This is a genomic window from Arsukibacterium perlucidum DSM 18276, assembly GCF_000382165.1.
GTDB classification, from domain to species: domain Bacteria; phylum Pseudomonadota; class Gammaproteobacteria; order Enterobacterales; family Alteromonadaceae; genus Alishewanella; species Alishewanella perlucidum.
This window is the reverse complement of sequence record NZ_KB907703.1, coordinates 51,874-65,990: the sequence shown is the minus strand read 5'-3', so window position 1 is coordinate 65,990 and position 14,117 is coordinate 51,874. Positions and strand designations below refer to the sequence as shown.

General features: G+C 47.2%; 11 protein-coding genes. 8 read left to right on the top strand and 3 right to left on the bottom strand.

All coding sequences use genetic code 11. From position 1 onward, the window contains the following. Positions 1–290: 290 nt before the first annotated feature. The 8 genes from proB to H141_RS0103175 all read left to right on the top strand — a co-directional run bounded on the left by proB (position 291) and on the right by H141_RS0103175 (position 11,375). Positions 291–1,412: a glutamate 5-kinase gene (gene proB, locus H141_RS0103210; RefSeq protein ID WP_019674808.1), complete on the top strand. Its 1,122-nt coding sequence runs from the start codon at positions 291–293 to the stop codon at positions 1,410–1,412. Continuing rightward, entirely contained in the window at positions 1,409–2,662 is a 1,254-nt protein-coding gene (locus H141_RS0103205) for a glutamate-5-semialdehyde dehydrogenase (protein ID WP_019674807.1), read from the top strand. Before proB ends, H141_RS0103205 begins: the two co-directional genes overlap by 4 nt. A gap of 282 nt (positions 2,663–2,944) precedes the next feature. Then, positions 2,945–4,255 carry a trigger factor gene (gene tig / locus H141_RS0103200; protein WP_019674806.1) on the top strand — a complete coding sequence of 437 codons (1,311 nt, stop codon included), beginning with the start codon at positions 2,945–2,947 and terminating at the stop codon, positions 4,253–4,255. A 139-nt stretch (positions 4,256–4,394) separates the two neighbouring features. Next, complete coding sequence (clpP, locus tag H141_RS0103195) at positions 4,395–5,000, top strand: ATP-dependent Clp endopeptidase proteolytic subunit ClpP (protein WP_033425368.1); 606 nt, start codon at positions 4,395–4,397, stop codon at positions 4,998–5,000. A gap of 55 nt (positions 5,001–5,055) precedes the next feature. After that, complete coding sequence (gene clpX / locus H141_RS0103190; RefSeq protein WP_019674804.1) at positions 5,056–6,336, top strand: ATP-dependent protease ATP-binding subunit ClpX; 1,281 nt, start codon at positions 5,056–5,058, stop codon at positions 6,334–6,336. A 112-nt stretch (positions 6,337–6,448) separates the two neighbouring features. Further along, the gene (gene lon / locus H141_RS0103185; RefSeq protein ID WP_019674803.1) at positions 6,449–8,845 is read left to right on the top strand and encodes an endopeptidase La; all 2,397 of its coding nucleotides are present in this window, start codon (positions 6,449–6,451) and stop codon (positions 8,843–8,845) included. 210 nt (positions 8,846–9,055) lie between these two features. Continuing rightward, on the top strand, positions 9,056–9,328 hold the full coding sequence (gene hupB / locus H141_RS0103180; protein ID WP_019674802.1) for a nucleoid-associated protein HU-beta: 273 nt from the start codon (positions 9,056–9,058) through the stop codon (positions 9,326–9,328). 142 nt (positions 9,329–9,470) lie between these two features. After that, entirely contained in the window at positions 9,471–11,375 is a 1,905-nt protein-coding gene (locus tag H141_RS0103175) for a SurA N-terminal domain-containing protein (protein WP_019674801.1), read from the top strand. Positions 11,376–11,463: 88 nt separating this feature from the next. Here H141_RS0103175 and H141_RS0103170 read toward each other — a convergent pair whose 3' ends face one another. Genes H141_RS0103170 through H141_RS0103160 form a run of 3 tightly spaced genes read right to left on the bottom strand, consistent with a single transcriptional unit; the run spans position 11,464 to position 14,117 of the window. After that, complete coding sequence (locus H141_RS0103170) at positions 11,464–12,231, bottom strand: ATP-binding cassette domain-containing protein (RefSeq protein ID WP_019674800.1); 768 nt, start codon at positions 12,229–12,231, stop codon at positions 11,464–11,466. Further along, on the bottom strand, positions 12,231–13,223 hold the full coding sequence (locus H141_RS0103165; protein WP_019674799.1) for a peptide ABC transporter ATP-binding protein: 993 nt from the start codon (positions 13,221–13,223) through the stop codon (positions 12,231–12,233). Before H141_RS0103165 ends, H141_RS0103170 begins: the two co-directional genes overlap by 1 nt. Next, positions 13,224–14,117 (bottom strand): ABC transporter permease subunit, encoded by an 894-nt coding sequence (locus tag H141_RS0103160; RefSeq protein WP_019674798.1) that lies wholly within the window; start codon positions 14,115–14,117, stop codon positions 13,224–13,226.

The following is a 14,117-nucleotide window of genomic DNA, read 5'->3' as shown; positions in this document are numbered from 1 at the left end:
TAATATTATCTCTGTTATACCAGGTATTCATCAAATCTATAATAGTGCGCTTTATGCATCCATAACCTTCAGAGTTTTAACCTTAACTATATAGGCTAAAACTGTAATTTAATTACAGTTTTACTGGTTGAAAAGTAACCGTTTCTGCCGCTACTCTTAATATGTTTCATGCTAAATTAATGAATATTAATGCTTATTTTCTTTGCTTGCCTGCCTCTGAGTCCAGATCGGCGGTGGTGCCAGGGTAGCCTTTTTGCTATACTGCCGGCGGTCAAAATAACGGAGGAGTTATGATAAACCCAAGCTGGCGTCGGGTCGTATTGAAGGTGGGCAGTGCCCTGATTGCGCCAGATAACGAAGGATGTAGCGAACAGTACTTACGTCCAATCGCTGAATTTATCCACCAATGCAGACAACAAGGTCGTGAAGTTATCTTAGTGTCTTCTGGTAGTGTAGCGGCAGGCCGTCATCACTTTAATTTTTCGCACCAGCGGGTGCCAATTGCCTTAAAACGAGCGATGGCAGCGGTGGGGCAAAACCAGATGATGAATTTCTGGACTAATTGTTTCGACTTTCCCTGTGCTCAGGTATTACTGACACACGGCGATTTGAGTGACAGAGTACGTCACGTCAATATTCAAAACACGTTAAGACGGCTGCTGGACCATCAGGTGCTGCCAATCGTTAACGAAAACGATACTATTGCGACGGATGAGCTTAAAGTTGGCGACAACGATAATCTGGCGGCTATGGTCGCTACTGTGGTCAATGCAGATGCGCTGATTATTTGTTCAGATGTCAAAGGCCTGTATACCGCAGATCCAAGCAAAGACCCGATGGCAACTTTGATCCCGGAAGTTAATAAGATTGACGCGGCTATTTATAGCTTGGCCGGCGGCGCTGCGTCAGCGGTAGGTACCGGTGGTATGCGGACTAAAGTTGAAGCCGCTGAAAAGGCGACAGCACAGGGTATTGATACCCTTATTGTCGATGGCCATCAACTTGAAACTTTTGAGTGTCTTTTAGCGGGTGAGAATCCTGGCACAGTATTTTTTGGCCAGCACAAACCGTTACCGGCTAAAAAACATTGGGTACGTCATACTTTGCGTGCTAAAGGTGAAATTTGGGTTGATGACGGCTGTATCGAGGCACTAAGCCAACATGGTGCTTCATTGCTAAGCAGTGGCATTGTGCAGATAAAAGGCGAGTTTGATTCAGGCGATGCGGTAATTATCCGCTGTGCCAAAGGCACGCGGCGCATTGCTAAAGGCGTAAGCCGTTTTAGTGCTACGGAGCTATTTTCGATTAAAGGGCAGCAAAGCCGGGACATTCCCAAATGCCTGGGTTATTGCCCTGCTGGCAGCGACGCCGTTATTCACCGTAGTGAAATGATGTTATTGGAGAAATTATGATTTCTGATGTTGCAGCCACCCTGGCTGCCCAGGCAGCAAAAGCTGCCAAAGCTGTTGCCGTATTATCAACAGAGCAAAAAAACTTTGTACTGCAAAGTTTTGCTAACCGCATTCGTGAAGCCACTGGGGCTATTATTGCGGCAAATAAAGATGAAGTTGCCCAGGCCGGTAGCAATGGTACCAGCCCGGCGATGATAGACAGGCTTACCCTGAATTCTGAGCGGATTGAAGCGATGGCACAGGCCATTGAACAAATTATTCAGTTGCCGGATCCGGTTGGTTTAACCCGACAGATTGAACAACGCCCAAATGGCATTAATATTGCGAAAACCCGGATCCCACTAGGGGTTATCTGCATGATTTATGAAGCACGGCCTAATGTGACTGCTGACGCGGGTGCGCTGTGCTTTAAGTCTGGTAATGCAGTAATTTTGCGCTGTGGCCGGGAAGCTATTAACACCAGTCTGGCAATAGCGGCTGCCATGCGTCAGGCTTTGCGTGACCATAATTTGCCAGAAGAGGTCATTACTATAGTACCGGACCCGGATCGGGATTTATTACTTGCCCTTTTAAAGCAAGATCAGTTTATTGATTTGGTTATTCCGCGTGGTGGTGAGGGGCTTATCCGTTTTGTTACAGAACATAGCCGTATTCCGGTTATTCAGCATTTTAAAGGGGTTTGCCATCTGTATGTTGACCAGACAGCCGATTTAACCATGGCACTTAATTTACTGATAAACGGTAAGGTGCAGCGACCCGGAGTCTGTAATGCGCTGGAAGGTTTGTTGGTCAATAAGCACCAGGCTGCAGATTTTCTGCCGATGGTAGCTAAAGCCCTGGCTGAGCATCAGGTAAAAGTGCATGCCTGTAGTCAAAGCATTGGCTACTTCAGTGGCGCGTCGCTAATTGCTGATGATGAATTTGGCCAGGAGTATCTGGCGCCAGAAATTGCTATCAAGCTAGTGGCGGATATGGATGGAGCCATTGAACATATTGATCGGTTTGGCAGCCAGCATACTGAAGTTATATGTACTGCCGATCAGGCCAATGCTGAGCGCTTTATCCGCACCGTAGATACGGCCGTTGTAATGCATAACACCTCATCGCGTTTTTCAGACGGTGGCGAACTGGGGTTGGGCGCAGAAATTGGTATATCAACCAGTAAGCTGCATGCATATGGCCCAATGGGGTTGGAAGCTCTGACTACCGAGAAATATGTAGTTACCGGTAGCGGTCAGATCCGCAACTGATGTTTTTTTGTCAACAGCGGCTGAATCCTGCTGTTAACAGAAGGCGAATAGCTGGCTAACTTATTGAACAGACTTAGCTTTACCGGGTTGAGTCTGTTTTTTATTTTTTGTCAAGATAAACAGTGTAAACAAGCACGGCTAAAGGCTCGACTATGGGGATTTAGCCCGCTATAATGCCGCGTCCAATTTTATAACAGGTCAGGTTCAGCTTAAGTTTTTCGAGTCCCGACCATACAAGCACGGCGTATTTCAGACGCCTGATTTTGATTTCGAGGTAGCAAGATGCAAGTTTCTGTGGAAACCACCCAGGGTTTAGAGCGCCGTTTAACTATTACTGTACCGGCTGACAAAATTGATTCAGAAGTTAAAAACCGTTTACGTGATCTGGCTAAGCGTCAGCGTATCGATGGTTTCCGTCCGGGTAAAGCGCCGGTATCAATCATTCAGAAACGTTTCGGCCAGGCTGTGTTGCAGGAAGTGGCATCAGAGCAAATGCAACGCTCATTTTATGAAGCGGTAATTGAAAACAAATTAACACCTGCTGGTGCACCAACTTTTGCCCCAGGCGCGTTAGCGGCAGGTAAAGATTTAGAGTTCGCAGCAACCTTCGAGATTTATCCGGAAGTAACGGTAGCGAATCTGGATAAAATCGAAGTAAACAAGCCAACAGTTGAAATCAGCGAAGATGATCTGGCCAAAATGCTGGAAACTTTGCGTAAGCAACACGCTAAATGGCAGGCGAAGAAAGGTGCTGCAGCTGCTGGCGATCGGGTAACGATGGATTTTGTTGGCTCAATTGATGGTGAAGAGTTTGAAGGCGGCAAAGCCAGCGATTTCCAACTGGAATTAGGCGCAGGTCGGATGATCCCAGGTTTTGAAGATGGCGTAATTGGTAAAAAAGCTGGTCAGAAAGCAACGGTAGATGTCACATTCCCGGAAGAATACCACGCTGAGAATCTGAAAGGTAAAGCTGCCAGCTTTGCTGTAACAGTAAAGACTGTTGAAGAGCAGGTTCTGCCAGAATTAAATGATGAGTTTGCAACCTTGTTTGGCCTGGCCGAAGCCAGCGTTGACGCCCTGAAAACAGAAGTGCGTAAAAACATGGAACGTGAGCTGAAGCAGACCATCAAAGGTAAGGTGAAAGAGCAGGTAATCAAAGGCTTACTGACCAACAATGAAGTGGAAGTTCCACAAGCATTAATTGGTGGTGAAGTTGAAGTACTGCGTAAGCAAGCGTTGCAGCGTTTTGGTAACAATGTTGATCCTAAGCAATTACCTGAATTACCGGCTTCACTGTTTGAAGAACAGGCAAAAGACCGGGTTAAAGTAGGTTTGTTACTGGGTGAAGTAATTAAAACCAACGAGCTGAAAGTTGATAATGCTAAAGTGGAAGAGTTAATTGCCAACGTAGCCTCAGCTTACGAAGATCCAGCTGAAGTCGTGCAGTACTACCATAGCAACAAAGAATTAATGCAAAGCATGCGCAATGTAGCGCTGGAAGAGCAGGCCATCGAATTAATCCTGGCAAAAGCCAAGGTTACTGAACAGGCTGCTGCCTTTGACGAGATAATGAATCCACAAGCCACTAACTAAGATTGACTTATCGTGGTATGACGGTTTTAATGGCTCGAACAGTAGTTCGGGCCATTTTATTTTCCGGCCGCTTTTATTTTCCGGCAAAACTATACCGAGTTTATTTTAAGGGATCCCATTTATGCCAATGTCACGCGATATGACTGACATCATTAACGCTTTAGTACCTATGGTTGTTGAACAAACCGCTAAAGGTGAACGCTCTTATGACATATTCTCCCGGCTGTTAAAAGAGCGGGTAATATTCTTAACCGGTCAGGTTGAGGATCATATGGCTAACTTAATTGTGGCTCAGCTTTTGTTTCTTGAATCGGAAAATCCGGAAAAAGATATCTACATATATATCAACTCGCCGGGCGGCTCAGTTACTGCTGGCTTATCAATTTACGACACTATGCGCTATATTAAACCTGATATTGCCACGGTTTGTGTTGGCCAGGCTGCCAGTATGGGGGCATTTTTGTTATCAGGCGGCACCAAAGGTAAGCGCTATTGTTTGCCAAACGCCCGGGTAATGATTCACCAGCCATTAGGAGGGTTTCAGGGCCAGGCAACTGATTTTGAAATACATGCCCGTGAAATCCTGGGCATCAAAGAGAAATTAAACCGGCTAATGGCTGAGCATACTGGTAAAACGTACGAAGAAATCGCTAATGATACGGAGCGTGATCGTTTCTTAAGTGCACAACAAGCCTTGGATTATGGGCTGATTGATACCATATTAAGTAAAAGAGAAACGAAGTAATTAAAGCAGGGTGACAATTATTGCGGTCACCAGCGAGTTTATAAGAGGTAGTTACATGTCTGATCACCGCACTGACGGCGATAAAAGCGGCAAGTTATTGTATTGCTCGTTTTGTGGAAAATCACAGCATGAAGTGCGTAAGTTGATCGCAGGCCCACAAGTCTATATTTGTGATGAATGCGTTGATTTATGCAACGACATTATCCGGGAAGAGATTAAAGATATCTCGCCTAAACGCGAGTCTGATACTTTACCTACACCACGGGAAATTCGTGCTCACCTGGACGACTACGTTATTGGCCAGGACCATGCTAAAAAAGTATTAGCAGTAGCGGTGTACAACCACTATAAACGGTTGCGTAGTGCTCAGAATAAGCAGGAAGTAGAGCTTAGCAAAAGTAATATTTTGTTAATTGGTCCTACTGGTAGCGGTAAAACTCTGCTGGCAGAAACATTGGCCAGGTTGTTAGATGTACCCTTCACGATGGCCGATGCCACAACCTTAACTGAAGCTGGTTATGTCGGAGAAGATGTCGAAAACATCATTCAGAAACTACTGCAAAAATGCGATTACGATGTTGAAAAAGCTCAGCGCGGTATTGTTTATATCGACGAAATTGACAAAATTTCCCGTAAATCTGATAACCCTTCTATTACCCGTGATGTATCGGGCGAAGGGGTGCAACAGGCATTGCTGAAACTGATTGAAGGTACTATTGCCTCAGTACCACCGCAAGGGGGTCGTAAGCATCCGCAACAAGAATTTTTACAGGTAGACACCTCTAAAATTCTGTTTATTTGTGGCGGCGCCTTTGCCGGACTGGATAAAGTGATTGAACAGCGCAGCGCTAAAGGTGCGGGCATTGGTTTCGGTGCGACAGTTAAGAGTAAAGAAAGCAGCCGTAGCCTGAGCGAGTCATTTCGAGATGTTGAGCCGGAAGACCTGGTTAAATACGGTTTGATTCCGGAGTTTATTGGCCGGCTGCCGGTAGTCGCTACCCTGACTGAGCTGGATTTGGATGCTTTAGTGCAAATTCTGAGTCAGCCAAAAAATGCGCTGGTAAAACAATTTGCAGCTTTGTTTAAAATGGAAAATGTTGAGCTGGAATTCCGGGACGATGCTTTAAAAGCAATCGGTCAGAAAGCAATGGAGCGTAAAACCGGTGCCCGGGGCTTACGGTCAATTGTTGAGGGGGTTTTGCTCGACACCATGTATGAATTACCTTCTATGGATGATGTCAGTAAAGTTGTAATTGATGAAACAGTGATCCGCGGTGAGACTCAGCCCATATTGATATATGAGAACAGTGAGCCGGAAGTGGCGCAATCCCACTAACAAAAAGGAGCTGGTTCAGCTCCTTTTTTGTTTTCACAATTGAAGTTTGCCAAATTAACCCCATATACTGGTTATCAGGTATCGCCCGCAGTATTAATTCGAGAGATAATCAATGACAGTAGAACAAACTGAACGTTTGCATATGCCGGTATTGGCGTTGCGTGACGTTGTCGTTTACCCCCACATGGTGATCCCACTATTTGTCGGTCGGGCTAAATCTATTAAATGTTTAGATGCGGCGATGGACAACGACAAACAGATTTTTCTGGTAGCGCAGAAGGATGCCACACTGGACGATCCCAGTGCTGACGATTTGTACCAGATTGGTACTGTTGCCACCATTTTACAATTACTGAAACTACCCGACGGTACGGTAAAAGTGCTGGTTGAAGGCTCGAAACGCGCCAGGTTGGCCGAGTTTACTGAAACTGAAGATGCCTTTGCTGCTCATGTTGAGCTGATCCCTTCTATTGAGATCGAGAGCAGTGAACAGGAGGTATTCTTACGCTCAGCTATCAACCAGTTTGAAGGCTACATCAAGCTTAATAAAAAGATCCCGCCAGAAGTACTTACAGCACTAAGTGGTATTGATGATGCGGCCCGTTTGGCCGATACCATGGCAGCGCATATGCCACTTAAAGTGGAAGATAAGCAAAAAGTGCTGGAGCTGGTTGATGTAACCGAGCGCCTGGAATACCTGATGGCGATGATGGAAAGTGAGATCGACATATTGCAGGTTGAACGTCGAATTCGCAGCCGGGTTAAGAAGCAAATGGAGAAAAGCCAGCGCGAGTATTACCTGAATGAGCAAATGAAAGCTATTCAGCGTGAGCTTGGCGATCTGGAAGATGCCCCCGATGAATTTGAAGCGCTGGCCGCTAAAATTGAAAATGCCAAAATGCCGGTGGAAGTGGCAAACAAAGCCAAAGCTGAGTTGCAGAAGCTGAAGATGATGTCGCCAATGTCAGCGGAAGCCACAGTGGTGCGCAGCTATATTGATTGGTTGTCGACAGTGCCATGGAAAGCCCGCAGCAAGGTGAAGAAGAACCTGGCGGCTGCCGAGCAAGTCCTGAACGCCGATCACTATGGTCTGGAGAAAGTCAAAGAGCGGATTATTGAATATTTGGCGGTGCAGCAACGGGTTAATAAGTTAAAAGGGCCTATCTTGTGTCTGGTAGGTCCGCCGGGTGTTGGTAAAACGTCACTTGGCCAGTCGGTTGCCAAGGCTACCGGCCGCAAGTATGTGCGAATGGCACTGGGCGGCGTGCGTGATGAAGCGGAAATCCGCGGCCATCGCCGCACTTACATTGGGTCTATGCCTGGTAAGATCATCCAGAAAATGGCCAAGGTTGGCGTACGTAATCCGTTATTTTTACTGGATGAAATAGACAAAATGGCGTCGGACTTCCGCGGTGATCCCGCAGCGGCCTTGTTGGAAGTACTGGATCCTGAGCAAAATGCTGCTTTTAGTGATCATTATCTGGAAGTTGATTACGATTTGTCGGATGTGATGTTTTTTGCCACATCGAACAGCCTGAACATTCCCGCAGCTTTGCTGGATCGGATGGAGGTTATTCGCCTGTCAGGTTATACCGAAGACGAAAAACTGAATATCGCCAAGCAACATCTAATTGCCAAGCAAATCAGTCGAAATGGGCTAAAGCCTCATGAGTTAAGTATTGAAGACAGCGCAATTATTGGGATTATCCGTTACTACACCCGGGAAGCCGGGGTGCGAAGCTTAGAGCGGGAAATTTCTAAACTTTGCCGTAAAGCGGTTAAAGAAATCTTATTAAACGCTGATATTAAGAAAGTAGTAATCAACGCCGACAATCTGGAGGATTACCTTGGTGTGCAGCGGCACGATTATGGTAAAGCTGAGGACAGTAACCGGGTTGGTCAGGTAACAGGTCTGGCGTGGACCGAAGTGGGCGGTGATCTGCTAACCATCGAAGCTGCTTCGGTAGTTGGTAAAGGTAAGCTGACTTTTACCGGTTCACTGGGTGATGTGATGAAAGAGTCTATTCAGGCAGCGATGACAGTAGTTCGCAGCCGGGCTGAAGTACTGCGGATCAACGAAGATTTCTATGAGAAGCGGGATATCCATGTTCACGTGCCAGAAGGTGCAACGCCAAAAGATGGCCCCAGCGCAGGTATTGGCATGGTAACAGCGTTGGTATCAAGCTTAACCGGCAATCCTGTACGAGCAGATGTGGCAATGACCGGCGAAATCACCCTGCGCGGTGAAGTATTGCCCATTGGCGGGCTGAAAGAGAAGTTACTGGCGGCACACCGGGGTGGGATTAAGCGGGTACTGATACCGCACGACAACATCCGGGATTTAAAAGAAATACCGGATAATGTCAAAGGCGACATCGAGATTTTGCCGGTAAAATGGATTGAAGACGTGTTGCAATATGCCTTGCAAGAGCCTACAGACCGCGTCAACGTGGTAAATACGGCAAAAAATGCAGCAAAAAGCAAAAAAACTATAAAAAATCCGGCTTAGGGGCTTTTCATTCCCGTTGGCTGTGCTAAGTTATGGTCAGTTTCGACCCAGCCCTTGTGGAACAAGGGCTGCGGTTAAAGCGAAAAATTATTAGTTTGAAAGCGTCTTCTGCTTGCAAGACAACAAGATGCTTGTTATAACGAAGCGCAGTCTATAAAAGCTAATAACTGCTGGTTGTAGAAAATAATAACAATTGAAGGGGATGATATTGTGAACAAGTCTCAACTTATCGACAAAATTGCTGCTAACGCAGATATTTCAAAAGCGGCAGCTGGTCGTGCGCTGGACGCGTTCATTGACGCTGTTACTGATGCACTTAAAGAAGGCGACTCTGTAGCTTTGGTTGGTTTTGGCACTTACAGCGTACGTGAGCGTGCTGCCCGTACAGGCCGTAACCCACAAACCGGTGCTACTATTCAAATCGCTTCTGCGAAAATTCCTTCTTTCAAGCCAGGTAAAGCGTTAAAAGACGCCGTAAACTAACTGGTGGCTAACCCCGGCGCGCCGGGGCAGCCTGGAAAGCCCGGGTAAGTAACCGGGCTTCATTAAAAAAGGCGCATCTGTTAAGATGCGCTTTTTTTTTAAGACAACTTACCGTTAAGTTGAAAATAGAGATATCGCGAAGATGTTAGAGAGAATCAGAGAAGGCTCCCAGGGCGTTATTGCCAAAACCATTTTAGGTTTGGTAATTCTTACTTTTGCCCTGGCAGGCGTAGGCAGTTATTTAAGCTCGCCAACCGACGTTGCGGTGGCAGTGGTTAATGGTGAAGAAATTGCTCAGACCGAGTTTGAACAAGCGCTGCAACGCGATCGGGCACGGATGCAACAGCAATTTGGTGAAATGTACGAAACTATTGCTGCGGATCCTGCTTATAACAGCCGTTTCCGGGCTGAAGTATTGGAGCGGCTTATTGATGAAACCTTGCAGCAGCAGTTTGTTGGTAAACTGGGGATCCGGGTTGGTGATGATCAGGTGCGTGATACCATCAGAAGCCTGAGTGAATTCCAGGTAGACGGCACTTTTAACAATGACCGCTACATCGCATTGTTGCGGCAGATGGGCTACCAGAGTGCCGATTTCCGTGAAATGGTGCGGGAAGATATGGCGGCAAGTCAGTTCCGGGCCGGCGTGTTTGCCAGTGAATTTTATTTACCTTCGGAAATTCAGCAGATCCGTCAGCTTGAGCAACAAAGCCGTGATATCAGCTACTTTGTGGTTAAGGCGGAAAATTTTGCCGATCAGGTGACAATCAGCGAACAGATGATCCAAGACTATTATCAGATGCAACTTCAGCGTTTTGAAACCGAGCCTAAAGTGGCTGCAGAGTATGTTGAGTTGACAGCGGCTGCAATAGCTGAAGATATAGAAATTACCGACCAGCAGATCCAAACCTATTATGAAGCGAACAAAGCACGGTTCAGCAGTGCTGAGCAGCGCCAGGTTGCTCATATCATGCTTGAGTCTGAAGGTACTGATGAGACAGTCGCTGCTGAAGCGGCAGCGTTGCTTAGCCAGTTACAGCAAGGTGCGGATTTTGCGGAGTTAGCCAGAACGCATTCAGCCGATACCTTTTCTGCAGAAAATGGTGGGGTATTGGAAAGCCTGGAGCCAGGACAAATGGACCCGGACTTTGAGCAGGCTGCTTTCGCTCTGACAGAAGCCGGCCAGTTAACCGGTGTAGTACAAAGCGAATATGGTTATCACATTATTAAACTGGTCAGCCTGACTCCTGGCCAACAGCAATCCTTAGCTGAAGTGCGGGACGGTATAGTTGAACGGTTGAAACAGGAACAAGCTACTGAACAATTCTATCAGCTGCAGACCCGGATGGCTGAAGTTGCATTCGAAGTGCCAGATAATCTGGAAGAGACGGCAGCTGTACTGGGAGCTCGTGTCCATTCTACGCCATTGTTCAGCAAAGAAGATGCAACTGAGCCACTGGCTTATCCTGCAGTGCTTAACAAGTTGTTTGACCAGCAATTCGTTAATGATGGTTTAAACAGCGATCCAATTGAAATTGCTAATCAGCATCTGTTGGTAGTAAGGGTAAAAGAATTTCAACCAGCCCGTACTTTGCCTCTTGAGGAGGTAACTGAGCAAATTACCAGATCGCTGAAGACAGAGCAGCAAGCCCGTCTGGCTCAGGAACAGGTAGCGGCATTGCTGGCAGAGCAGACTGATATTGCCAGCCTGGCAGAGCAGGCAGGAGTTAGTCTGCAAACAGCACCGGCAACCCCGCGCTTTGGGGGCAGCTTAGACCCGGAGATCCGCAGCAAGGCATTTAAATTGCCACGTCCGGTAGCCGGCAAGCCTAGCGTTGACTCTGTCACGCTGGCCAGTGGTGATGTGGCAGTTGTTGCGGTATCAGCAGTACAGAACGTTGAAGTGACAGCTGTACCTGCAGAGGAAGAGCTGGATAGCATGGCGCAACGTCAGGCAGAGCAAAGTTACCTGGCGCTGGTTGCGGCTTTAAAAGCTAACGCAAAAATCAGCCGTAATTTGCGGGCAGCTACCCCGGAACAGAACTAAGTAAGCTGATAGCTTAGTAATTAAAAAAACCGTGCCAAGAGCACGGTTTTTTGTTTTAAATTGGCTACGATCATGCAGAGATTTGTCGTTAGCCGCCAGAGCTGTTAATAAGTTTTCTGGTGTAATCGTGGGCCGGGGCAGCAAACACATCAGCTGTTGTGCCGTAATCAACGGCCTTACCCTGATGTAAAACCAGAATACTATCGCTGATATGGCGAACTAACCGCAATTGATTGCTAATCAGCAAATAGGCCAGTCCTGATTTTTGCTGAAGTTCCAGCAGCAAATTAACAATCTGGGCCCTTAAAGTTGGGTCCAGGGCTGTCAGGGCTTCATCCAGGATAAGCAGCTTAGGGTCCAGGATAAGTGCTCTGGCCAGGGCTACCCGTTGCAGCTGGCCTCCTGAAAACATATGCGGGTAATATTCAGCATGTTCATCCAGTAATCCAAGAAGTTTCAACGTCTGGCCAATTTTATAGCGTCGTTGTTGTTGATCAAGTACCGTACTGAAACACAACACGTCTTCCAGCATCTGACCCACTTTTTGGGAAGGATTTAACGAGCGGCCTGCGTCCTGAAAAATAAAGCGGATTACATGGTTATATTTTTTATAATGACTGATTTGTACTGGCTGGCCCGCCAGCAAGATTTGACCGCTGTCCGGTTTTTCAATACCAACCAGTAGTTTAGCCAGGGTGCTTTTACCCGAGCCGGTCTCACCGACAATGGCCAGGGTTTTGCCTTCTGCCAGGGTGAAACTGATATTTTCCAGTGCAGAAATATGCTGCCGGCCAAACCAGCCTCGCTGTTTGTTGTAGCTTTTGCTTAGTGCCTGGACTTCAAGTAAGTCAGTCATTAGCTGCCCTTAGTCGTTAATGGAAAGTGGCAGCTGAAATAGTGACTTTGCTGACGTTCCAATGCCGGGGTTTTCACGCATTCTTTGCGGGCATTGGGGCAGCGGGGACCGAGCCGGCAGCCAATTGGTAAGTGTTGCAATGTTGGAATACTGCCGGGTAATGCATAGAGCGGGGTTTTGGGTGCTAAATCAGGCTGGAATTCGGGTACGCTTTTAATCAGGGCATCGGTGTAGGGGTGCAAGGGTGCTTGCAGTACCTGACTGGTTTCGCCGGCTTCTACCAACTGTCCGCAATATAAGACACTGAGTTTCTGCGTATAGCGGGCCACACTCTCCAGCTCATGACTTATTAGTAATATTGACATGCCCTTAAGTTGATTGAAACTGGCAAGTAAGCGAAATAATTGCGCTTGTGTGGTGCTCTCCAGCGCTGTAGTAGGTTCATCAGCAATCAGTAATTTTGGGTTTTTGGCAATAGCCATCGCTATCATAACCTTCTGACAAATGCCTTCTGATAACTGATAGGGGTAGCTTTGCAGTACCCGTTGATGATCTTTTACCCCAACTTTATGGAGCAAGCCAATAGCTTTTTTACGGCGGAACGCATTACGGCGCCACCAGGGGCCGGTGAGCAGATGATCCGGAATCGCTTCTTCTAACTGTTCACCAATTACTGCCGTCGGGTCAAGGCTGCGGCTGGGCTCCTGATAAATCATCGCAATATCACGGCCAATTATCTGCCGTCTTTGTTCCGGGGTCAGTCGCAATAAATCTTTGCCAAGCCAGTGAAAGCGGTCGGCAGTTACCTGCCAGCGGCGGTTAAGTACGCCGACAATCGCTTTAGCTATCAGGCTTTTACCGGAACCTGACTCTCCTACCAGGCCGCGCGTTTCACCTTCACGCAGACTAAGGCTTACCCTGTCAACCGCTCGTACCAGGCCGTCGCCGGTTTCCAGCTCAATAGTCAGGTTTTTAATATCGAGCAATAACATTTAACTTTGCCGCCTTTTTAAGATTGCGGTTTTTAAACCGTCACCAACCAGGTTCACAGATAGCACAGCGGTGAAAATAAGCAGGCCCGGAATCGCCACACTGCTCGGAGCCAGATAGATCAGGTCAAGTGAATCGCTGATCATGGCGCCCCATTCAGACAACGGCGCCTGAGCACCAAAACCGAGAAAACCCAGCGCAGCGATATCCAAAATGGCGGTAGAAATGGCCATAGTGGCCATAATTGTCAATTTTTCCCAGATGTTGGGCAAAATGAGTCTGCTCAATACATGCCAGTCATTGGCACCATCCAGCCGGTAGGCAACGACATAATCCTGTTTTAACTCTTCATCAATGGCATTGCGAATACCATGCACAAATTGTGGTAAAAGCGCCAACATGATAGCCCAGGTGGTATTCATCAAGCCTGGGCCAATAATAGCTACAATAATGATTGCCAGTAGCAGCGATGGGATGGTCAGTGCTAAATCCAGTATATGATTAAACACACTGGATTTAACGCCTTTACTCATACCTGCCAGAGCACCCAGTATCAGCCCCATTACCAGGGCGCCTGCTACCGTGATAAGGGCAAAACCAAAGGTATAGCTGGTACCTTTGATCATCCGGGAGAGTAAATCACGGCCTAGGTCATCTGTGCCAAAAGGATATTGCACCAGGCCGGCGGCACTCCAGGACGGCGGTAACAGTAAGAGTTCATCAACCTGTAAGTACGGATCATGTGGCGTAATGAAAGGGGCCAGCAGGCTGATGGCAAAGAAGCTGATAAACAGCACTAACCCGGTCATTGCTGAATGCTGTCGCCTGAATTCACGCCAAAGCTGCTTAACCGGTGAGCGGTTGTTTTCTTCAAGATATAAGCGGAACTTGCTCAT